Genomic DNA, 20888 nt, shown 5'->3' on the forward strand with positions numbered 1-20888 from the left:
AACGATGAAGGAAAAGAAGGCGGCCAAGGAAGAAAAGAAGCGGAATGCGAAGTAAGCAGACCCTTTGGGGGTAATCGCTCAATCGGGCGGCGGCGCCAACGTTTGCTTCCGCCCCATTGCAGACATCTGCCGAAGGTGGGCCGGTGCTCGCGTAAGGCTGCTCAAGTCACTTGCTTTTCAATCCGAGAAACATGCGCTCGTGAAAGGGAGGGGGTATGACAGGGAAATGGCTGATGGCTGCCGTGGTGTCTGCCATGCTGGGCTTTATCCATGTGGTCACGCTTGGATACGTATGGAGCCATCTCGTGCAGGTCAATCCGATTCCGCACTGGCTCATCACGCATGGCGTCACGGGGAATTCCCTGCATGGACTTCTGTTCACGCAGGACGTGATCATCAACGTCATCCTGTGCCTGCCCATCGTGCTTGTGCTTCGCTTGCTGCGCCCGTTCCACCCATGGGCGTACCTAGCCACTGCTTTGCTAGTAGCTGAAGCCTGGACGTATCGATCCGTTTTTACCCACCCGCTTCCGCAGGGACTGGGGTATGGCATCTACCTCTCTGGACTACTCATGACCGTCGTGGCGTTTGTCATCGCCAGTGCGGCGGTGGGAGCATTGGCCCGCTTCCGACGCACCTCGCGCTGAAAGGAAACAAGCGACAGGGAATGAGGGGCGTGTGGGCTTTGGGGGCTCGACAACTCTTGCCAGAGCGCCTTGAAAGGTGCGCTTCCCCAATCGAAAAAGGCGTTCCGGTAGGTTTCACTTGGCCGGACGGGAGAGTCTGCTTCCGACCCAAAGCGGACGTTTTTGGCGGCTATTTGGTTTGGCACAATTCAACAGCATCGCCTCGTGGTCGATTGAGGCTGAGGACATGCAAAGTGGATGCGGAACTGGAACGCGTGGATGCAGATGGCACCCATGGTTGGAGTGGACATCTTCGTTCTGGTCACAAGCTTTTGTTGCTGTGTCTGAGCATTTTTGCCGCAGTCCTATGCGAGGGAAGAATTATTGACACATTTCTTCTTTCGGCAGACTTCACAGTAAAAAGCTCGTATCGCGTATGTGAGAAGCCACTGAACAATCGCTGCGTTACTCATTACGACGTGTTGGAGTCAGATGGTGCGAGCGGTGATTTCGTCCCCTTCGGATATCAGTTCGAACCCGGCATTCTCGAGCCGGATGTACACATTAGGAAAATTGCGTATAGCTTCAGATACGAAATCGATGGAATTAGTCACCGCTGGCCATACCTGTGGTCACATGTCGTCGTCTTTCTCGTAGGCATTGCCGGCGCGCTGGTCTCGGTAAGGCTTTGGTGGCCCCGCTGGCTGGGACGCCAATGGTGATAGACGTTATGTCCGCTTTCGACCCGAAGCAGACATTCCCGGTATGCGGCGCAATTAAGATTAAGGGAAAGTTGATGACTTGTATGGCAAGGATGTTGCTCGTAGCGGTCGCGACGCTCTCGATATCGAAAATCGCCCACAGCGATCAAGTGACGGGCGTTGACACCAAAGCAGACAAAGCAGTTCTGGCTGCCGTCGTCTCACTTCAGTGCGAGGGGAAAGATAGGGGCCGTGTCTTACTCTCCTCGAAGCCATCAGCTCCAGACGTAACTCACATGGGTCATCCAGATGGCGTCACTAGTGACCAGATTTCAGGGCTTCTAAGCCGCACCGAAGCGACCGTTGCGCTACCGAAAGGCATAGAGTGCCCTCGGGTACGAGTGGTGCCCTATGCGAAACTCAAAGCAGCCTTTGATAGGCCGGCGAAACATCCTATGGAGTTTCCGGTCCCCGCAGGCGTCCGGATCCCCGTTGGAGCGAACACAGGCTTCACGGACACTTTCTCGGACATTGGCGTCCTCCTCCGGCTCAGTATGCCGGTCTACTCCGAAACCAAGGGCACGGCCGTCGTCTATTTCTCAGAAGACTGCGGGGGGGCTGTGTGCCCATGGCGAGTACGTCCAACTGCAGCGCGTAAGGGACAGATGGCGGGTAATCAGGCGCATACAGGCTTGGACCTCCTAGTCTGCCTTCGTACGCTATGAGTGTCCGCTTCCGACCCGAAGCGGACAGTTCCAGCTCAACGGATGTGCGACCAGGAAAGACGGCCACCTGTTGGCCTGTTCAAACAGAGGGACGGCTGTTGACTACACTTCAAAGAGCACTTTTTGGACGAATCTCTGATAGAGAGATGGCCCTTGACCTTGCCGCGTGGACCGGGGATGGGTATTTCGGCTGTGCAGCGTTGTTGGCAGTTCTCACGCTCTTGTCTATGCCCCTCATCTTTGCGGGCTTTGCCATTCTCCTAGGGGGCTGCGGCTACTTCACTAGATTCCGGAAAAGCCGTGTTGCAGTGACCGCGGGCTTTCTGTTGACCTGTGTTTGCTTCGTGTTGATTGCGATTCTCCCTCCCCATATGAGCGGCGGCCTAATGTTTGCTCTTGCTGCATGGATGGGGGTACGAGGCACCGTGGCGATCTTTCGGCTACACGGAAGATTTGCCAGCTATGGTCCAAGCGGCTCGCAAGGAAGATAGGTAGACGGAGCATTAAATCTGCTGAATGTCCGCTTCCGACCCAAAGCAGACCCTTCTGGCACCGATCCGGCAGGCTGGCGGACAATTTTGGAGGTGGGGTACATGGACTTACTCGAGGCAAGGCAACTTGCGGAAAAGTACCTCGATGAGCATCTGGTTCCGCCAGATGGCATGCGATATCTCATCGCTGCGTCGGCGATCAAAGAGGCCGAGGATGGTTGGTACTTTCCGTATCAGACGGACGCATACCTGCAATCGGGGGATATCAACCAATCCGTTGTCGGCAATTGGCCGATCTTCGTCAGCAAGGTCGGCGGCGTGATCGGCCCTCGCAGGCCAGGCTAGGCGACATATCTAAGGTCCGCTTTCGACCCAAAGCGGACGTCAACGAGCTAGTAAGGAATTTGGAGGATTGGATGAATCTGGCACCTTTGACGCCGATTGTGGTTTCGCTGGGTACTGCTGCCCTAATGGCTATCGGGACTAGGGGGGCATAGGCGAGTGCAAGGCAGCCTGGAGATCTACAAGTTTCCCTTTGTCTACAACTATCTTTTCATCGGGGCTTTCGCACTCTTTGCGGTCGTTGCATGCATGCCATCGCTCACTGGTCCCGATCCAGCAACGATTGCGGCGTTCTGGCTATTTCCCGCATTGACGTTTGTCGGAGGCTTGTACTTTTTTAGGTACAGGCTTGTTATAGATGGAAGCGAAATTGCCGTGGGGGCATTCTCTCGGCGTCGAGTAGACCTTAGGCAGGTGGTCGATACGAAGCTGCAAACTGGCAGAGGCGCCGAACTTACCTTGGTTCTAGGTAACGGATCAAAGATTCGACTGTCAGGGTTGCTGACGGACTTTGACCTAATGTCACAAACGTTGCTTGGCCGCGTCGGAAGTCAGAGGTAGATCGGTCAATCGTCAAATGTCCGCTTTCGACCCAAGACGGACTTAATTCATCCACTCGATTCCTGTGAACAACGATGCTACCGAGACCGCTGCAGGTTCGGCGGGGCCTCGTGTTGGTTTGCCAATCGCGCATCAACAAAGTCGCGTGCAGCAAGGGCACCAACGATGCCTCGCCGATGAGGGCGTGGCGCTACTATCAGGTTCTATTCTTCCGCTGCCGCTTCGCGGCCCTGCTGTCGGATCAGGGCCTCTTCACGTGCATCATTGATGGACTGGCGGATGCTGTCGAGGTCAACCTCGGTTTCGTCTGGCTCGAACTCGCCGGTCAGTTCCGTATCTGGTTGCAGCTCGCCGGCTTGGAACAGCGCCCACATCTCCTCGCCGTACCACGTGTCCAATAACTCCGGTGCCCAGCGTCCAAGATGTGCCGTGAGGTTGTTGACGTCACGCAGCAGCATCGTTCGCGCCGCGTTGTTTCCTCCGGCACTGACGACTTGTGGAAAGTCGATCACTATCGGGCCATCCGGACCAACCAGTACGTTGTATGCGGATAGGTCGCCATGAATCAGTCCGCTGCAGAGCATCAGCACCGCCTGGCGCACCAGCACACGATGGTATTCACGCGCTTGCTCCGCACTGAGTTCAATCTCACCCAGGCGTGGCGCAGCGTAGCCTTCGGCGTCGGTGACTAGCTCCATCACTAGTACACCGTGAAAATAACCGTACGGCTCAGGCACGCGCATGCCAGCGGCGCGCAATTGGTAGAGCGCATCAACCTCGGTGTTTTTCCAGGCGACTTCCTGCTGCTTGCGCCCGTACTTGCTGGCCTTGCCGATAGCGCGTGCCTCGCGACTGCCGCGCACCTTGCGCCCTTCCTGATACTGCACGCGTTGCTGAAAGCTGCGCTGTGCCATGTTCTTGTAAACTTTTGCGCAGCGTATTTCGCCGCCGCTACGGACAACGTATACCGCTGCCTCTTTGCCACTCTTGAGTGGTCGAAGCACTTCATCAATGACGCCGTCATCGATCAGCGCCTGTAAGCCTTGGGGGGGTCTTCAAGGTATCTCTGGGGGAGGTCGGCGCAGCGAGAGCGGCCATTGACTCACAATTTTCGCATTTTTGAGCAGGCGTAGCCACCGAGAGCCGGGGCGCGTGCTCACAGCCGCCTTCGCCTGGCGACTGAGACGCCGCTTGTTGCCGCGAACCGGCCTTGGCAGCCGGCTTTTCCGGGTATCGGGCGTCAACGAAAGGTAGGCCTCTCAAACACCGTAGATTGAACGGCTACCGATATGCTCTGCCGATTCAAGCCGGGGCGATACAGTGCGGCTGGCGGTACGAACCGAAGCGGATATTCGTCTCCCCCATACAAGGATGGCACGCATGAAAAGGACTTTTGAGCTATTTGCTTTGCTGCTGCTTACGACAGGGCTCGCTGGCTGCCTGAATCAAGCGGGGTTCGAGAAGTCGGTAGCGTCACGAGTTCATCTCGGCATGATGAAAGATGACGCCGTTTCCAAGCTGAGCGAACTGGAGCTTTCCTGCCTATCGCCAAGGACAGCTACGGGTAGCGATGCGTCAAGGCTTGATTGCAGCAGGCAGAGGCCGCCCATCTTGGAGAATTGCCTCCAGAGGGTATATATCGATGTCTCCGCCGAAGGGACGGTTTCGAATATCACGATACCTGAGCCGGCCTGTGCATGGCTTTGATGGCAAAAAGCTGTCCGCTTTCGACTGCGGGCTCAATCGGTCAACGCAACACCTCGACACTGTGACAGGAGAAGGCCCGTTGCGATTGGATACGGAGCCCAGTTCAATGGCTCGAAGGCCAGCAGACGGAAGGTGCCTCAATTCAAGGTGTGATTCGACTTATTGTAGGCCAGGATCGTTAGACGGGCCACGGGGATGGGCATAAGACGCTGAAATGTGTGGCAATGCGATTTGGCCAAAGTGTTGCGTTGACCGGTTGAAACGGCAACCCAGACCGGACATAAACGAGGAGCAACGGAGAGGGCTGGTGATGTCGTCCGGGCGATCTGGACAAGCTGGATCCAAGCTTGCGCTGAAGGTCCGGGATGGGTGCTGGGATCACATCTCTACCCCGAGCGAGATGCCCCCAAAGGCTGTTGATCCTGAACTGGGCGCATAGTTGCACTGTCTGGCCACCAACACCTGAGAAAGGATCAATTCATCATGATGAGATCGCATTCTCCACAGAGGCACTGGATACGCGCATTCGCCGTGACTGCGGCGCTATTGCTAACGGTATACATCCCGACGTTTGCCCTGGTCGCCAACCTGCATCTTCCTATGGCAAATGCTATCCCGGTGATCATCGTAGTGAGCACGATGATTGCGCTGTCGCTGATGTGGGCGCTGCGCCACTCCTCCATGGCACTGAATCTCGCCAACTTTGGATTCCGCTGGTGCCGTTGGCAAAGCGCGATCGTGGCCGTGTTGATCGCTGTGCCGCTCGCATGGCTTGTCAATACGTTGCTGACATTCGCCCATGAGCCCGGCCCCTTGGCGGGCGTTGTTCTCACACCGTCCATCGCGTGGATCTACTTTGGATTGGGATCGCCACTGCAGGAAGAGCTGATATTCCGAGGACTGCTGCAGACGACATTTGCTCACAGCCTCACCAACCCCGTTCCCGTGATGGCACAGGCAAACATCGCTGCACTGATCATCGCAGCTCTTCTATTCGCATCGGTTCATTTGGCAGTCGGCCCTTGGACCGCGGTAGCTGCGCTGGTTCTTGGCTTGCTGGCGGGCGAACTGCGGCGACGAAGCGGCAGCCTGATTCCAGCCGTTCTAGTCCACATCATTTTCAACATCCCGGGTTTACTTGCGGCCATGCCGTGAGGCCAAAGTGCACTAAGCAGTGGTTGTCGAACTGACGCTCATGTTCGAGCATGTCCGTTTCTGGACTGGCACTATCGCTCGACTACTTGGCGGGGGTGGAGTCGCATATGTCCTTGTCTGGGGAGCGCTCGCTGCGATCACTTCGCGATGGGGGTGATTTCGACGGTTATGTTTTTCCGAGAACGATTTGTCCCGGGCAAACGCAGCTGTTCGACCTTACCCCAGATTTTGGGACCAAAGATTTTGCGGCAGCTATCGCATATCAGAAGCCGAGCGAAAGATGGGAATGTAGCTCCGTCTCTGGCGTGAGATCCGATGGGCGTCGCATCAAGTTAACCAATTACGTGCCGCCGCCTCCTATGCCCTGGTTCTTCGGCTGGCTAGGGCTACTTCAGAATGTCCGCTTCCGCCCCGTAGCAGACCTTGGCGAAAGCGAAGACTGCTACCGTTACGGTCTCATTTAGCCTGCCTCCAGGACAAGTATGATCGGTGCGTTGGTAGACAGTCTCTTAGCCCGTATTTCGGCGAGACGACGAGCGCGTATCCCCGGGATGGCTCGATCTTTCCGTTTTATCGATACGCCCGTGGGCACCGTGCGCGCCTATGACTCAGGAACAACGGGGCCGTGCGTCGTGATGGTTCCTGATGGTCCCAATGTCATCGAACATTACGATGCATTAATCCATCTTCTTTCGCGACAGTTGCGTGTCGTGTGTTTTGATATGCCAGGGTTTGGTTACTCTAGCCCCAATCATTCTTATGAGCATTTGTTGGATCAAGGTGCTCGTGCTGTCCTTGGCGTACTTGATGGCCTGGGTATAGCGAAAGCCACTTTGGCGTTTAGTTGCGCCAATGGTTTTTATGCTTTACGTGCTGCCAAGCTCTCGCCAGAGCGAGTTTCGCACCTGTTCCTATCACAGACTCCGTCGCTCACAGCCATGCATGCCTGGACAGCTCGCGTTATCCCCAGGCCATTGCGCATACCTGTCATTGGGCAAATCGCAGCGTGGCTTTTTCGCCAAAGGGCAGCCGCTAGTTGGTATGGCATGGCGCTTCCGAGGACGACAGATCCAACAGCTTTTCGAGAAAAGGCGTTGCACGCTCTTTCTACTGGAGCGAACTTTTGCCTTGCCGGCGTGGTGCAAGGGTTGGCAAGAGAAAAGATGGCCTCGCTCTGCGGAACGACGACGCCCTGCACGATGATTTGGGGTGAGAAGGATCACTCTCACCGATGCACAGACCCAAAAACGCTACACGAATGCGTACCGCAAGCGGACATCGTGCATTTCCAAGATTGCGGGCACTTCCCAGACATTGAACAGCCCGAACGCTTTGCTGAGCTGCTTATCGACCGGGCGGCCCGATAGCCATTCGCCCTCATTCTTTTCACTTCTTGTCGCTGGCAAATGTCGTGATAGAAGCGGCATGCTTGGAACGCCCGCATTTGACCCGAAGCAGACCCTTCATAGACGGGCTTGATCTATCACCGCCGGCCAAATGACTTATGACTAGAATGAAAAGACCCGAAGATGCGCCAGGTGCATTCCAGGCCGCTTGGAACGCTCACGACATGACTGCTCTCGGAAGCCTGTTCGATGAAGACGCGACGTTTGTAAATCGCTTCGGTCACTATGTCCAAGGCATCAATGAGATTGTGGCGCTCCACGCGCCCATTCACGAAACAATCTATCGCGACTCCACTTTAGAAAATGAGCTTATCGATGTCGCTCACATTGCCGACGGGGCGGTGGTCATACATTTTTGGAGTCGCCTTGCAGCCGGTGTCGCCCACCCGGCGGGACCACATACAGTGGATACGCTGATCCTCGCGGTATTGGCGAAACAGGGCGAGATCTGGCGCATTCGAGCGCTCGAGAATGTGACTCTAACCAACCCGCGGACTGGGGAGCCGATCTTGCGCGGTTAATGCAACCTCGCAACGTTGGTACATGATGACCACGATGCCTGACACTTCATTGGCGGCGGAGGGTTTCTCTGCCGCGTTGGAGCGCACATTTGCCCGAGCAGCCCGAGCGGACAGGTGAAGTGATATATCAAGCAGCGCCCCGCCGATAGCTAGGGCTCAGTATCCGCCGGCCCAGGTATCCTCAATGTCGTTCTTGACCGCGATCCGCAGGTCGGCGTCGGACAGTTTCAATATGCCGACAAGTGTTCCATGGCGTATGCCTCTGGAGATGCCATTCCGTTGAAAGGTCGCCGACCAACGGACGCCATCGTTCGCGACGCCACCGTATCTGGCGCTGTAAATGTAGCCATCACGGGTCAAGCCAACGACGTCAATCATGGTCACGCCATCCATATGGGGTCCGCCGCTTCACCCTACTCCATCATTGGTATCGAAGCGTGAGTTTTTCCGGGGCTTTAGCGCGTGGTCTGGAGTTGATGGCTGGCGCATCTACGTTAACGGCGCTCCCGTCCTTTCAACCTCACTGCCTAGATTCTGGTTCGGTCCTTCGAGACCGCACAGGGAAGGAATCCAATGAATGGGTGACCAAAAAATGGGCTTTCATGCTGCCGCTCACTCTCATGGCAGACATGGCCATTCACACGAGACCGATCACCTCCATCTACCTGCCGGAAGGGGAGTTCGCCGCTCTGGCCGCGACACTGATCTGTGAAGAGTCGACAGCCTGAGTCACATTCGAGAACATAATGCGGCGACCATCCATGGCCTACCAGGGAGAGCGAACGTGATCGTTGAGTACATCCGTTACAAGTTGCCTCCGACGACCTGCGCTGCCTTTGAAGCAGATTATGCGCGTGCCGCCTCTAGCCTCGCGGCCAGTCCATTCTGCCTTGGCTATGAATTGAGCCGATGCATCGATGAAGCTGGCACGTATGTGCTTCGTATCCGCTGGACCTCGGCGGAAGATCATATGCAAGGGTTTCGCCGCAGCGAACATTTTCCGCCCTTTTTAGCCGCCATACGGCCGTACGTGCCTCTTATCGATGAAATGCGTCACTACGAACTCACTGGCGTAGCTGGCGGCGTTTCCGATTGAGTGTGTATGAGCGGCGCCGTGGTTCATGGTGGTGGAACGTTAGCGAATCCAAGACATGGGTTCGGTCTTTCGGCTGATAGGGATGCGCACTGCGCTGGCTTCGCGGGTATCCGCACTGGAACCGAAGCGATGCTGAGGACTCCTCATCCGTCCTCGGCATCGAGTGCCAGACGGGAAGCGACCTTACGTTTCCCATGATCAGGAGCAGATTTTGGAGAAAGTTTTTGCGCCAGGCGCGAAGTGATCTCTCGTTAGATGAACAAGCCCCGTTCTGCTTGCTTCTTCTGACTGCTTCGGATCAAGGGAACCCTGAGTGAGATAACCTGTCTACTCAGAATAGTCGCAACGCGCACTGACGCCACGCGGATGTTTCTTGTGGGTCATTGGCTTGAATTAGGGGTGTCATGGCGCGTTTGGGGCAGGTCCGACATCGACAGGAGGGGGATAGTGCACGCGGCCTGGCATTACTCGATAGCGAAACACGCGAGACGTTGGGTCGCAGGCGTTGGCGCCAGCCGCCACTAACACGCGCCGCGCTGGCGCTAGCGCTGAGCTTGGTATTGGTCCTGCACGTACTGTTCGTGCTGGCACTGTGGTACGAGATGAAGCCGAAGCCGCTGCAACTGGCGGTGACGAAGACCGATATCAGTCAGGCGTTGATCGTGCGTCTGATCGATCATCGCAGCGAGCCGCACCCCGCGCAGGCACCTGAACCGCCTGAACTGCCCGCTCCGCCCCAAAAATCGGCTCCTCCGCGGCAAGTGTTGGTTCCCCGCGTTAGCCCAGTGACGCAAGAGAAGCCCCGTCGTGATGCCATGGTCGTGCAGGATCATGCAGCGGCACCTGCGCCAGCGACTTCCGTGGCTACGCCTTCCGCCGTAAGTTTGTTCGGGAAAGATGGTTCTATCCGACTGCCATCAGCGACGGGAACCACCCCGGCAACAGCAAGCACAGATACCGGGCAGGCCAAGCCTGCGGATGATCGTCAGATCATGCAGCACGACAGCAACCGGATGCATTACAAGGCCACCCGTTTCGAGAAGTATTTTCCGCCACCGAACGAGACTGCCGGTGGTGCGGTGGGGCGCCATATAGGCGACGCGATCAAAGATATCGTCAAAAGCACTTGCGACCCCACCAAGAGAAGTACAGCTACCAACTTGCTGTGCGGCGTACCTCCTGTACCACCTTCGCCCATGAATAAGGATGAGCGCCTCAACCTGCCGCCGCATCCTCTGGCCGACAATCCGAACCCTCCCGCGGTGCCGCCACTTTCAAGCTGTATTGCCGAGTACAAAGATGGCAAGCCGCTGTCGTACGGCTGCCCGATAGACACGCCTGATCTGGCCTTCAAGGCGGAGATGCGAGAGTGCATTGATCTTTATCGAGCGGGTAAGCGCCTCAAGACATGGTGCCCTCTGGATACGCCCAAGCGCGCGGCAGCGGAGTCGCCGCAGCCGGCGGATGCTTCGAGCGTTGGGGCGCACTGAGCAAGGTCAGTCCGTTGCCAGCGCTTCTCGTATTTGTCTCGCCCGCTCCGCCGACCATTGGCGCCACCCCTCGGTGGCCAGCTCCTGCCGGGAGGTCTCTTCCCAGATCTCGGCAGCGATCAGCATGGCGTCGATATCGCTGGTCTTGAATAAAGGTTGCGGTGCCAACGCCGGCACGACGTTCTGTGCGCCTACGGGCACCCATCGCATGGGCGTCATGTCGTAAACCGGCGCCACCTGAAGTGGGTGGGGCCAGCCATCGCCGACGATGAAACTCAGGTTGCCCATGTGCATGTCGGTATTGAGCAGCAACTGGCCGATGGTGGCGATGTGGCGCACATTGGCGACGTCCTCCGGGCGGAGCGCACCCCGCCTTTCCAGGTGTTCCACCGCTTGGATCCAGCCGTTGGGTGGCCCCTGGTAGTGGTAGCTGGTGGCCAGCGCGCGCAGGGACACCATGCCCCGGCGGCCATGTGCGCCGATACGATCGAAGCGCGTCGTTTCCAGCCACATGCGATCGTCATGCACCCAGAACTCAGTGGCTGCCGAGTCCAGCCCGTGGATGGCCATGACCTGCTGCGCCATGGCTTCGGTGAGCATGATGTCTCCCCAGCGTCGCGCCGCCGGGTCGTCTGTCATGCGGGGGGAGAACTTCACCAGCACGGGGCGCTGTCGATCGCTTTCCGCAACGATCGCAGTGAACTTGGGCTGCTCGCCGTCTGCCGAGGCGCCCACCATGACGCCGTCGAGCACGAGGTCGGCACGCTTGGCGTACTCCGCTTTGCGATCACCGATGGCGACCACGCTGTTCTCCACGTCATGGAACGGGCCTAGCGACAGGTTGCCCCGCCAGTCCCACGGCACTTGCTGCGCAGCGGTGAGGATCTGGTCGTCCGTCCAGGACTGGATGTCCAAGGACCAGCCATGCGCGTCGGCGTGTTCGCGCACCCATGCACGACCGAGGAAGCCCGCGGGCCGAAACGCATCCATGAACCAGGGAAGGCCCTGGTAGACCGGCAGGGTTTCGCTGAGTTGGGAGAGCCGTGCCCACCGCTGTTCGGTGCCGCTGGCATCCCAGGTCCACTGGCTGGCTTCAAGCGCCAGGAGATGGCCGAGGAAAACATCAGCCCCCCCCCCTCGTTGCGCATGTAGACCGGCGACGGGAGCCTCTCGGGTCGGGCAAGCGCATATCCGCGGTTACGCCTGGATCCGAGGCGAACGAGGTTTGGGGTGTCGCTCAAGGCGCGCTGGAAGCTGCGCTCGCTGCCGAACTCGTTTTGGACCTTCTTGTATAGGTCTTGGGAGGACAGAGCCCCCCCAGCGGGCCAGGGTGGCGGCGATCGGCGATGTTCGTGGCTGATTCACTGGCGGAATTGACCCACATTTATTCTGTTGTAAATCTGAAGCTTACGCGCTATTTGGCGGATATCTTTCGATACACAACTTATTTATTCAGTGTTTATTTATAAAAAGAACACCTTCACCTGGCGGAATACTTCGAGTTAATTTCCTTTTCAATCAAATCATTACGTCGTATTTGGCGAATATGATCGACGCCAACCAAAGAAAATTCAGCCTCTGTTTATAAAAAAAGCTAGCCCGCGCAGCGGCAAGGCGCTGTGGCGGTTGTTGCTAGACCTTGAACGACGGCGCCCGCGCCAGCGCCCAGACATCCACCCGTTGCACACCCGCTCGCTTCAGCATGCGCGCGCACTCCATGAGTGTTGCGCCGGTGGTCATGACGTCATCAAGCAGGACGACGTGTGCCGGCCATGCGGTGTGTTCCCGTGTGATGAAGGCGCCACGCACGTTACGGCGACGCGCCACGGCGCCGAGCTCGGTCTGTGCCGCCGTGGGGCGCTGGCGAAACAGCACGTTGAAACGTGAGGTGAGGCCAAGGTGTTTCGCCAGAGGTCGAGCCAGCTCCCGTGCCTGGTTGTAACCACGCTCGCGCAGGCGCCCGACATGCAGCGGCACAGGCACGATCCACACGGGAAGTTCGGTAGGCGGCGGCTCACGCAGCCATAGCGACGAGAGCACGCGGCCGCACGCCAGATTCGCACTGAACTTGAAGCGCGATTCCAGCCGGTCCAGTGGCCACGCGTAACGGAATGGCACCCACGCCGTGTCCCACGGTGGTGGGCGGCGCTGGCACCGCCCGCAAAGTGCGGTGGGTTCGGGCAAAGGCAGGGCACAACGGGCGCAACAGGTGCGGTTGCGCGGGAGTTCGCGGGCACAGTCGCGGCAGAGATCCAGACCGTCGTTGCCGGCGACACCGCAGAGCAGGCATCGGCAAGGCAAAACGAAGCGTTGCAGTGAGGCGGCCAGGGGCCGCGCAAGGGAAAGCGCGTCCATGCGCATAGCTCGCGTCAACTTTCCGGCTTATGGGTAGCGGCGTCCAGGCAAGCCCACAGATGGATGATCCAGCCCATCTTGACGATCCAAAGGATCGCTGCGAGCACAACCATTACCAACGCGATCCACGGGCGTCGCTGGAGAACTTGCCCAAGTCCGGGGATGAGCAAGCTGCAGATGGCGGCTGGCACTGACCGAATGCCAGCTTGTCCTGCATTCATGCTGGTAACTCCTCAGGAGCGAATGGCCCGATGGTAACGGCAGCCATACGTTCGCGCATCGTCAACCAACACCAATCATTCAAAGTTGACAAGAAAGGCGCCGCTGTCAGACTGTCGCGCATCCCCAACCCCAGAGCTGTCGCCATGGCCCAACCGATCCGCCACGACTGGACGCGCGATGAAGTCGCCGCGCTGTTCGCGCTGCCCTTCAACGAGCTGCTGCACCGCGCGCACTCCATGCACCGCGAACACCACGACCCGAATGCGGTGCAGGTGTCCACCCTGCTCTCCATCAAGACTGGCGGCTGTCCGGAAGACTGCGCGTATTGCCCGCAGGCCGCGCGCTACGACACCGGCGTGCAGGCGCAGAAGCTGATGAGTGTGGACGCCGTGTTGGCACGCGCGCAGGCCGCGAAAGACGCTGGCGCCAGCCGTTTCTGCATGGGCGCCGCTTGGCGCAGCCCGAAGGACCGCGACGTGGAGAAGGTTGCCGAGATCGTGCGCGCAGTGAAGGGCCTGGGCCTGGAAACCTGCGCCACGCTGGGCATGCTCAACGGCACGCAGGCCACCACCCTCAAGCAGGCGGGCCTGGACTACTACAACCACAACCTGGATACCGCGCCGGAGTTCTACGGCGAGATCATCCACACACGCCAATACCAGGATCGCCTGGACACGCTCGAACACGTGCGCGAAGCAGGCCTGAAGACTTGCTGCGGCGGCATCGTGGGCATGGGCGAAACGCGCGACCAGCGCGCCGGCCTGCTGCAAACCCTGGCCAACCTGCCTGAACATCCGGAATCGGTGCCGATCAACCAGTTGGTGCAGGTGGAAGGCACGCCGCTCAACGGTACCGACGCGATCGACCCATTCGACTTCGTACGCACCATTGCCGTAGCACGCATCCTTATGCCGGCTTCGATGGTGCGCCTGTCTGCCGGCCGCCAGCAAATGGACGACGCGGTGCAAGCGCTGTGTTTCTTTGCCGGCGCCAATTCCATCTTCTACGGCGAAAAGCTGCTGACCACTGGCAACCCCGACGTGGAGCACGACCGCCAGCTGTTCAAGCGACTGAACCTGCACGCGCTGGAAGTGGTGGAGACGTCCGCAACGGTGCACGCGGATATCGTGGAGCATTGCGCGGCCTGAGTGCCGCGCGTTCGCGACGGTAGGAGCGCACGTGTGCGCTCCTACAAGATAACGGTGCCCCACCATGCGTACAGACCTGCTCGCTCGCCTCACCGCCCACGCGCAACAGCGCGAACAGGCCGGCCTGCGCCGTCGCCTGCATACGGTGACGCGTGCGGACGGCATGTGGGTGGAGCGTGATGGCCGTCGTCTGCTTTCCTTTTGCAGCAACGATTACCTTGGCCTGGCGCAGCATCCGGCGTTGGTCGATGCACTCAAACGTGCGGCCGAGACTGATGGCGTCGGCAGCGGCTCGGCGCACCTGATCTGTGGCCATCGTTCCGCGCATGCCGCATTGGAAGAGGCGCTCGCCGAATGGACAGGACGCGAGCGCGCCTTGCTGTTCTCCACCGGCTACATGGCGAACCTCGGTGTGATGCAGGCGTTGCTACAACGCGATGATCTCTGCGTGCAGGACAAGCTCAACCATGCCTGCCTGATCGACGGCGCGCAGTTGGCCGGCGCAGAACTGAAACGCTACCCGCATGCCGACGTGGAAGCCGCATCGCGCCAGTTGACCACGCGCCCGGAGCCCGGTGCGCTGCTCGCTACCGATGGCGTGTTCAGCATGGATGGCGATATCGCACCGCTGCGCGAACTCGCCACGCTTTGCCACCGTGAGAACGCAACCCTGATGGTCGACGATGCGCATGGCCTGGGCGTGCTCGGTGCGCATGGCGAAGGCAGCGTCATAGACGCCGGGCTTTCCTCCTGCGACGTGCCCGTGCTGATGGCCACGCTGGGCAAGGCGCTAGGTTGTAGCGGTGCGTTTGTGGCCGGCTCCGCTGAGCTAATCGACGGACTCGTGCAGTTGGCACGCACCTATATCTATACGACCGCCATGCCACCCGCGCTCGCCGCCGCGACGCTGGCTGCCGTGCGGTTGGCGCAGTCCGAAAGCTGGCGGCGCGAGAAGCTCCGTGCGCTGATCGCCCATTTCCGTGCGGGCGCATTCCAGCTCGGCCTGCCGCTGATGCCCTCGCCCACGGCCATCCAGCCACTACTGCTAGGCGATGCGGCAGCGGCTCTGGCGGCCTCCGAAGCTCTTGAGCGGGAGGGCTTTCTGGTTACGGCGATCCGGCCGCCGACCGTGCCGCAGGGCAAGGCCCGGCTACGCATCACGCTGTCTGCCGCCCATGAGGAAAGCGACGTTGACCGGCTGCTGGATGCCTTGTCCCGGCTCCCCATGGCTCGCCCCGTATAATGGCGGTCTTGCCGTACCCATCCCCGCTTATGTCCATCATCAATCTTTCCGCCTACCGCTTCGTCAGCCTGGACGACCTACCGACGCTGCGCGAGCGCATTCTGGAACGCTGCGAGGCGCTGGCGCTCAAGGGCACGATCCTGCTGGCGCCTGAGGGTATCAACCTGTTCCTTGCCGGCACGCGCGAACCCATCGACGCCTTCATGAGCTGGCTGCGCACCGATACGCGCTTCGCCGATCTAACGCCGAAGGAGTCGATCTCGGATGCCGCGCCGTTCGGCCGCATGCGCGTGCGCCTGAAGAAAGAGATCATCACCATGCGCATGCCGACCATTCGTCCCGAAGGCGGGCGCGCACCTTCCGTTGCGCCAGCGACGCTGCAACGCTGGCTGGCACAGGGGCACGATGATGACGGTCGCGAAGTTGTCCTGCTCGATACGCGCAACGACTACGAAACCGACGTGGGCCTGTTCCGGAACGCGGTGGACTACCGCATCGCCAGCTTCACCGAATTCCCCGCCGCTCTCGCCGCCGACCGCGCGCGCTACGAAAACAAGACGGTGGTGTCGTACTGCACGGGCGGCATCCGCTGCGAGAAAGCCGCACTGCACATGCAGGACATCGGCATCGATCACGTGTACCAGTTGGAAGGCGGCATCCTGAAGTATTTCGAGGAAACCGACGGCACGCACTGGAACGGCGATTGTTTCGTGTTTGATGAGCGCGGGGCGGTGGATAAGGGCTTGGCGCCATCGGTTCTCTCTCCCCAGCGGGAAGAGGGAGCAAGTCAGGCATGAACCTTCATATCGAAACCCACGGCCACGGCGAGATCCCCGTGGTGATCCTCCACGGCTGGGCCATGCATGGCGGCATGATGGAGCCGCTATGCGACGTGCTGGCCGATCGCTGCACTATGCATGTGGTCGATCTGCCGGGCCATGGCTATTCGCGCGACAGCACGTTGCCGCTGGAACCTTCCACCTGCGTGCAGGCGATTGCCGAGCGCACGCCGCCAGCGATCTGGATCGGCTGGTCGCTGGGTGGACTGATCGCGATGACTGCAGCCATCGAACACCCGCAGCATGCGCGCGCGCTGGGCGTCATCGACGGCACGCCCAAGTTCTCGCGGGGCGAGGACTGGCCCCATGGCAGCGATCCCAAGCTGGTACGCCAGCTCGCAACGGACCTGGAAACCGACTACCACGGCACGCTGGAACGCTTTATCGCGCTGGAGGCGATGGGCAGCCGCGACCCGATGGCGGAAGTGCGTCACCTGCGCTCGCTGATCTTTCAACGCGGTGAACCCAACCTGCGCGTGCTGCAGGAAGGTATCCGCATTCTCGAAACCGCCGACCGTCGCGCCGACCTCGCTGCGCTCTCCGTACCGAGTGCGTGGATCGTGGGCCATCGCGACCGCATTGTGCCGCCCGCCGCCATGGCATGGTCGGCCGAGCAATCGCGCGGTAGCTACACGGAGATCGCGCATGCTGGCCACGCGCCATTCTTCGGCTATGCGGGCGACGTCGCGAACGCACTGACGCCGCTGCTGGACAGTTTTCAATGACCGACTCGCATTTCGACCGTCAGCAGGTGCGCCGTAATTTCGGCCGCGCGGCGAACACGTATGAGCAACACGACGCTTTGCAGCGCGAAGTGCAAACGCTGCTGCTCGATCGCCTGGGCTTCTACCTGGAAACACCCGAGCGGGTGATTGATGTCGGCGCCGGCACCGGCCGCGGCACGGCGTTGCTGCGCAAGCGCTACCCGAAGGCGCAGGTGGTCGCTTTTGACCTGGCGCTGCCCATGTTGCGCGCCGCAAAGAAGAACAGCAGCTGGCTAAAGCCGTTCCAACGCGTGTGCGCGGAAGCCACGTCGCTGCCGCTGCCTGACCATAGCGTGGACGTGCTGCATTCCAACCTGTGTTTCCAGTGGATCGATGACCTGCCAGCGCTGTTCGGCGAATGTGTGCGCGTACTCAAGCCCGGCGGCCTGCTGGTGTTCTCGACCTTCGGCCCCGATACCTTGAAGGAGCTGCGCGCGGCGTGGGCCGAAGCCGACCAGCAGCCGCACGTGAGCCGCTTCCTCGACATGCACGACCTGGGCGATGCGATGATCAACGCAGGCCTGCGCGATCCGGTGCTGGACGTAGATCGCTACACACTGACCTACAGCGAGCCGCGTCTGCTGCTCAAGGAACTGCAGGGGCTGGGCGCGACCAATGCGGACCGCGAGCGCGAGCGACACTTGCTAGGCAAGAAGCACTACCAGCGCATGCTGGCCGCGTACGAAACCATGCGTGTGGATGGCCGCATCCCCGCGACGTGGGAAGTGGTGACGGCGCATGCATGGGGACCACCGACGGGGCAGTCGCGTCGCATGGCCGGCGGTGGCGAGATGGCGAGTTTCTCCATCGACAGCCTGCGCGGTTCGCGTAGGCGCTAAAGGTTCCGGCCATTCAAGACACGATGTGCGGATGCTCATTGCACCCGCACATCGTGGTCAACGACAGATCAAAGAATCAACGAGCACTGCTCTACGCCCTGACGTCCCTTGGTTTCATCAACTTGATGAAGCGCGGAACGGGCGGCGAACACGCCCATCTTCACTTCCTGCCAGACGTAGTAGGTCTTTCCTGCCTGCATGTCCATCGTCAGCGTGGAGTCCACTTCAGTCTTGGACACGATGGTGTGCGTGCCCGGGGCAAGCTCTTTGCGCAGGTAGGTGTTCGCTGCAGTGTCGCCTACAGACTGCCCGTCGATCAGCAATGGCATCTTGATGGCAGCGCCCATCGACTCGTTGCGAAAAATATAGACCACGGCCTTGTCCGTCGACGGCATGAACTGCTTGGCCTGGGCATCGGCCCCCCTTGTTCGCCATCGGAACACTGGCGCAACCGGTAAGCACCAACATGGCGATGAGCGACATCGCCATCAGCATCTTGCGGATCATAGTTTCCCCTGTGGACCAGTTTCGATTGTTTGCACACGCGCGGACCCCACGGGCTGAATGGCATCAGCACGCAATCTCAGCCATACGCTGTGGCGCCATCGCCCCCTCGGGGATGACGAACGGATGCTCGCACGTCGAATGAATTTGCCGCAATAACCCGAACGAACGACGCAAGGACGCCATTTGTTGCGGCCATCCGTTCCCGCTATAGGCTCTTGTAGCGGAAGCAGCTCACCGTGTGGTCGTTCACCATGCCGGTGGCCTGCATGAAGGCGTAGCAGATGGTGGTGCCGACGAAGCGAAAGCCGCGCTTCTTCAAGTCCTTGCTCATGCGGTCGGATAGCGGCGTGCTCGCAGGCACGTCGCCCTGCCCGGTCCAGCGGTTGCGGATGGGCTTGCCGTCTACGAAGGACCACAGGTAGGCGTCCAGCGTGCCGAATTTGTCGATGACCTGCAGCGCCGCAGCAGCGTTGTCGCGCGCGGCATACACCTTGAGACGGTTGCGCACGATGCCGGGGTCGAGCAACGCCTTCTCCAGCTCGCGATCCTTCATGGCAGCGACGCGGACAATGTCGAAGTCGTGGAACACGCGCCGATAGTTGTCGCGCTTGAGCAGGATGGTGCGCCACGACAAGCCCGCCTGTGCGCCTTCCAGGCAAAGGAATTCGAACAGCATCCGGTCATCGTGCAGCGGTGTACCCCACTCGCTGTCGTGGTAGTCGTGCATGTCCTCGCTATTGCCCCAGGGGCAGCGCTGTTTTGCTTTCGTCGCCATGTCGTCAATCCGCGGCTTCGTCGCCACGCTCCTTGCGAAAACCGATGATTGCACCTGCCGCCGCAGCGGCAATGGCGAGCCAGTGCCAGAAGGACAGCGCCGCATGCAGCCATGACATGCCCAACAGAAGGGCAATGGCCGTGATGGCAAACGTCCAGCCATGCTCGGGCCTGCGGAACAGCAGAAGCGTGCTAGCTACCAACAGCAGCAACACACCCGCGAGTGTCGGCACCAACCGGAGCCATGAAAGCTCCCCGCTAGACACCATCGGCAAAAGCACGGACAGAGGAAACAGCATGCCGAGGAAAGCCAGTAGCCCGATGCAGGCCACGGCTACATTCCTTGAACGCGTTGCTGTCATGCCAATCGCCTGTAAGCTCGCGGGAGAGCCACGACGCTATCCCAGCCCCGCACGCGGGACAAGAGCAGCGTGTGATCTTCCACGCCACTTGCGGACTTCTATGACTCCAACGCCCTCTTCACGTGGCGCCGTGCTGGCCCTGCTTGCCACCATCATCATCTGGGCCTACAGCTGGGTGGTGATGAAGCAGGTGTTGCAGCATGCGGGGCCGTTTGATTTCGCGGCCATTCGCTATGTGCTGGGCGCACTGGTGCTGTTTGGCGTGTTGCTGGTGACGAAGCAGTCACTTCGCCCACCGCCGTTACTACCCACAGCGCTGATCGGCCTGTGTCAGACCACGGCGTTCCAGGGTCTGGGCCAGTGGGCGCTGGTCAGCGGTGGTGCCGGGCACGTCGCCCTGTTGGCGTACACCATGCCGTTCTGGGCGGTGCTGCTGGCATGGGTGATGCTGGACGAACGCCTCACCTCCCGACGCTGGTTGGGCCTGGGCCTGGCTGCGATCGGGCTGACCTGCGTCATCGAGCCTTGGCATGGACTGGGTGGTGTTCGCAGCACCTTGCTCGCCATCGGCGCGGGCTTCGCCTGGGCCATGGGTACCGTGTTGAGCAAGCGCGTATTCCAGCGCCATGCGCCCTCCCCGCTTTCGCTCACGGCGTGGCAGATGTTGTTTGGTGCACTTGGTTTGGTCGTCGTGACCTTGTGCGTGCCGCAGCGGCCCATCGACTGGACGTGGGGCTTTATCGGCGGCCTGGCTTACAGCGTGGTGTTCGCCTCGAGCATCGCCTGGGGACTGTGGTTGATCGTGTTGCACCGCTTGCCCACCGCCGTGGCCAGCATCGCCAGCCTAGGCGTACCCATCGTCAGTGTGCTGCTGGCCTGGGCGATCCTGCACGAACAACCCACCAGCATGGAAATCCTCGGAATCGCATTCATCCTGCTCGGATTGGTCGCCGTAAGCGGCATCCGCCTACGCGGCGTACGCGCCGCGAGGAGTTAAAATCCCGCGTTTGCAAC

Annotated in this window: 21 protein-coding genes and 1 pseudogene; 15 read left to right on the top strand and 7 right to left on the bottom strand. The window is 60.0% G+C overall.

Annotated elements, in window-relative coordinates:
• Positions 1–215 precede the first annotated feature (215 nt).
• From DYST_RS14160 to DYST_RS14170, 3 genes are all read left to right on the top strand, one after another.
• A complete protein-coding gene (locus DYST_RS14160) occupies positions 216–647 on the top strand; it encodes a hypothetical protein (protein ID WP_239946328.1) in 432 nt (143 codons plus the stop codon).
• A 233-nt stretch (positions 648–880) separates the two neighbouring features.
• Positions 881–1348, top strand: a complete 468-nt coding sequence (locus DYST_RS14165) for a hypothetical protein (protein WP_239946329.1) — start codon at positions 881–883, stop codon at positions 1346–1348.
• 1297 nt (positions 1349–2645) lie between these two features.
• Positions 2646–2888: a YrhB domain-containing protein gene (locus DYST_RS14170; RefSeq protein WP_239946330.1), complete on the top strand. Its 243-nt coding sequence runs from the start codon at positions 2646–2648 to the stop codon at positions 2886–2888.
• Between the two features lie 761 nt (positions 2889–3649).
• Here DYST_RS14170 and DYST_RS14175 read toward each other — a convergent pair.
• A pseudogene (locus tag DYST_RS14175) lies at positions 3650–4501 on the bottom strand (PA4780 family RIO1-like protein kinase); the annotation flags it as partial.
• Between the two features lie 1183 nt (positions 4502–5684).
• Between DYST_RS14175 and DYST_RS14180 the strand changes: the two are divergent.
• The 3 genes from DYST_RS14180 to DYST_RS14190 all read left to right on the top strand — a co-directional run bounded on the left by DYST_RS14180 (position 5685) and on the right by DYST_RS14190 (position 8235).
• On the top strand, positions 5685–6308 hold the full coding sequence (locus DYST_RS14180; RefSeq protein ID WP_239946332.1) for a CPBP family intramembrane glutamic endopeptidase: 624 nt from the start codon (positions 5685–5687) through the stop codon (positions 6306–6308).
• Between the two features lie 584 nt (positions 6309–6892).
• Positions 6893–7675 carry an alpha/beta fold hydrolase gene (locus DYST_RS14185; RefSeq protein WP_239946333.1) on the top strand — a complete coding sequence of 261 codons (783 nt, stop codon included), beginning with the start codon at positions 6893–6895 and terminating at the stop codon, positions 7673–7675.
• A gap of 146 nt (positions 7676–7821) precedes the next feature.
• Positions 7822–8235 (top strand): YybH family protein, encoded by a 414-nt coding sequence (locus DYST_RS14190; protein WP_275666824.1) that lies wholly within the window; start codon positions 7822–7824, stop codon positions 8233–8235.
• Positions 8236–8391: 156 nt separating this feature from the next.
• Here DYST_RS14190 and DYST_RS14195 read toward each other — a convergent pair whose 3' ends face one another.
• The gene (locus DYST_RS14195) at positions 8392–8613 is read right to left on the bottom strand and encodes a TonB-dependent receptor (RefSeq protein WP_146010414.1); all 222 of its coding nucleotides are present in this window, start codon (positions 8611–8613) and stop codon (positions 8392–8394) included.
• Between the two features lie 203 nt (positions 8614–8816).
• Here DYST_RS14195 and DYST_RS14200 point away from each other — a divergent pair, with 203 nt between their 5' ends.
• The 3 genes from DYST_RS14200 to DYST_RS14210 all read left to right on the top strand — a co-directional run bounded on the left by DYST_RS14200 (position 8817) and on the right by DYST_RS14210 (position 10821).
• Entirely contained in the window at positions 8817–8963 is a 147-nt protein-coding gene (locus tag DYST_RS14200) for a hypothetical protein (RefSeq protein ID WP_239946335.1), read from the top strand.
• Positions 8964–9019: 56 nt separating this feature from the next.
• The gene (locus DYST_RS14205; RefSeq protein WP_102301044.1) at positions 9020–9331 is read left to right on the top strand and encodes an antibiotic biosynthesis monooxygenase family protein; all 312 of its coding nucleotides are present in this window, start codon (positions 9020–9022) and stop codon (positions 9329–9331) included.
• 491 nt (positions 9332–9822) lie between these two features.
• Positions 9823–10821 carry a hypothetical protein gene (locus DYST_RS14210; RefSeq protein WP_239946336.1) on the top strand — a complete coding sequence of 333 codons (999 nt, stop codon included), beginning with the start codon at positions 9823–9825 and terminating at the stop codon, positions 10819–10821.
• A 6-nt stretch (positions 10822–10827) separates the two neighbouring features.
• Here DYST_RS14210 and DYST_RS14215 read toward each other — a convergent pair whose 3' ends face one another.
• Entirely contained in the window at positions 10828–11811 is a 984-nt protein-coding gene (locus DYST_RS14215; protein ID WP_239946337.1) for a HipA domain-containing protein, read from the bottom strand.
• A gap of 642 nt (positions 11812–12453) precedes the next feature.
• Positions 12454–13176 carry a ComF family protein gene (locus DYST_RS14220; RefSeq protein ID WP_239946338.1) on the bottom strand — a complete coding sequence of 241 codons (723 nt, stop codon included), beginning with the start codon at positions 13174–13176 and terminating at the stop codon, positions 12454–12456.
• Positions 13177–13541: 365 nt separating this feature from the next.
• Between DYST_RS14220 and bioB the strand changes: the two genes are divergently transcribed.
• The 5 genes from bioB to bioC all read left to right on the top strand — a co-directional run bounded on the left by bioB (position 13542) and on the right by bioC (position 18231).
• Positions 13542–14546, top strand: a complete 1005-nt coding sequence (gene bioB, locus DYST_RS14225; RefSeq protein ID WP_239946339.1) for a biotin synthase BioB — start codon at positions 13542–13544, stop codon at positions 14544–14546.
• A 64-nt stretch (positions 14547–14610) separates the two neighbouring features.
• The gene (gene bioF, locus DYST_RS14230; RefSeq protein ID WP_239946340.1) at positions 14611–15789 is read left to right on the top strand and encodes an 8-amino-7-oxononanoate synthase; all 1179 of its coding nucleotides are present in this window, start codon (positions 14611–14613) and stop codon (positions 15787–15789) included.
• A gap of 29 nt (positions 15790–15818) precedes the next feature.
• A complete protein-coding gene (locus DYST_RS14235; protein WP_239946341.1) occupies positions 15819–16586 on the top strand; it encodes a sulfurtransferase in 768 nt (255 codons plus the stop codon).
• Complete coding sequence (gene bioH / locus DYST_RS14240) at positions 16583–17353, top strand: pimeloyl-ACP methyl ester esterase BioH (RefSeq protein WP_239946342.1); 771 nt, start codon at positions 16583–16585, stop codon at positions 17351–17353. The genes DYST_RS14235 and bioH overlap by 4 nt, the downstream gene beginning before the upstream one ends.
• Positions 17350–18231, top strand: coding sequence for a malonyl-ACP O-methyltransferase BioC (gene bioC / locus DYST_RS14245; RefSeq protein WP_239946343.1), 882 nt, complete (start codon positions 17350–17352; stop codon positions 18229–18231). Before bioH ends, bioC begins: the two co-directional genes overlap by 4 nt.
• A 68-nt stretch (positions 18232–18299) precedes the next feature.
• Here the strand turns inward: bioC and DYST_RS14250 are convergent, their stop codons facing one another.
• The 3 genes from DYST_RS14250 to DYST_RS14260 all read right to left on the bottom strand — a co-directional run bounded on the left by DYST_RS14250 (position 18300) and on the right by DYST_RS14260 (position 19844).
• Positions 18300–18626: a DUF2846 domain-containing protein gene (locus DYST_RS14250; RefSeq protein WP_239946344.1), complete on the bottom strand. Its 327-nt coding sequence runs from the start codon at positions 18624–18626 to the stop codon at positions 18300–18302.
• A 317-nt stretch (positions 18627–18943) separates the two neighbouring features.
• Positions 18944–19513 (bottom strand): DNA-3-methyladenine glycosylase I, encoded by a 570-nt coding sequence (locus tag DYST_RS14255; protein ID WP_239946345.1) that lies wholly within the window; start codon positions 19511–19513, stop codon positions 18944–18946.
• A 4-nt stretch (positions 19514–19517) separates the two neighbouring features.
• Positions 19518–19844, bottom strand: coding sequence for a hypothetical protein (locus DYST_RS14260; RefSeq protein ID WP_239946346.1), 327 nt, complete (start codon positions 19842–19844; stop codon positions 19518–19520).
• 130 nt (positions 19845–19974) lie between these two features.
• Here DYST_RS14260 and DYST_RS14265 point away from each other — a divergent pair, with 130 nt between their 5' ends.
• The gene (locus DYST_RS14265; protein ID WP_239946347.1) at positions 19975–20871 is read left to right on the top strand and encodes a DMT family transporter; all 897 of its coding nucleotides are present in this window, start codon (positions 19975–19977) and stop codon (positions 20869–20871) included.
• Positions 20872–20888 lie beyond the last annotated feature (17 nt).

The organism is Dyella terrae, assembly GCF_022394535.1.
GTDB lineage: Bacteria > Pseudomonadota > Gammaproteobacteria > Xanthomonadales > Rhodanobacteraceae > Dyella.

What these genes read in the sequence shown, in the direction of transcription:
- DYST_RS14160 (WP_239946328.1), top strand. Translation starts at nt 216, where the DNA reads ATGACAGGGAAATGGCTGATGGCTGCCGTGGTGTCTGCCATGCTGGGC.
- DYST_RS14170 (WP_239946330.1), top strand. Translation starts at nt 2,646, where the DNA reads ATGGACTTACTCGAGGCAAGGCAACTTGCGGAAAAGTACCTCGATGAG.
- DYST_RS14190 (WP_275666824.1), top strand. Translation starts at nt 7,822, where the DNA reads ATGAAAAGACCCGAAGATGCGCCAGGTGCATTCCAGGCCGCTTGGAAC.
- DYST_RS14195 (WP_146010414.1), bottom strand. Translation starts at nt 8,613, where the DNA reads ATGATTGACGTCGTTGGCTTGACCCGTGATGGCTACATTTACAGCGCC.
- DYST_RS14215 (WP_239946337.1), bottom strand. Translation starts at nt 11,811, where the DNA reads ATGGATGCGTTTCGGCCCGCGGGCTTCCTCGGTCGTGCATGGGTGCGC.
- DYST_RS14220 (WP_239946338.1), bottom strand. Translation starts at nt 13,176, where the DNA reads ATGGACGCGCTTTCCCTTGCGCGGCCCCTGGCCGCCTCACTGCAACGC.
- bioB (WP_239946339.1), top strand. Translation starts at nt 13,542, where the DNA reads ATGGCCCAACCGATCCGCCACGACTGGACGCGCGATGAAGTCGCCGCG.
- bioF (WP_239946340.1), top strand. Translation starts at nt 14,611, where the DNA reads ATGCGTACAGACCTGCTCGCTCGCCTCACCGCCCACGCGCAACAGCGC.
- DYST_RS14235 (WP_239946341.1), top strand. Translation starts at nt 15,819, where the DNA reads ATGTCCATCATCAATCTTTCCGCCTACCGCTTCGTCAGCCTGGACGAC.
- bioH (WP_239946342.1), top strand. Translation starts at nt 16,583, where the DNA reads ATGAACCTTCATATCGAAACCCACGGCCACGGCGAGATCCCCGTGGTG.
- bioC (WP_239946343.1), top strand. Translation starts at nt 17,350, where the DNA reads ATGACCGACTCGCATTTCGACCGTCAGCAGGTGCGCCGTAATTTCGGC.
- DYST_RS14250 (WP_239946344.1), bottom strand. Translation starts at nt 18,626, where the DNA reads ATGCCGTCGACGGACAAGGCCGTGGTCTATATTTTTCGCAACGAGTCG.
- DYST_RS14255 (WP_239946345.1), bottom strand. Translation starts at nt 19,513, where the DNA reads ATGGCGACGAAAGCAAAACAGCGCTGCCCCTGGGGCAATAGCGAGGAC.
- DYST_RS14265 (WP_239946347.1), top strand. Translation starts at nt 19,975, where the DNA reads ATGACTCCAACGCCCTCTTCACGTGGCGCCGTGCTGGCCCTGCTTGCC.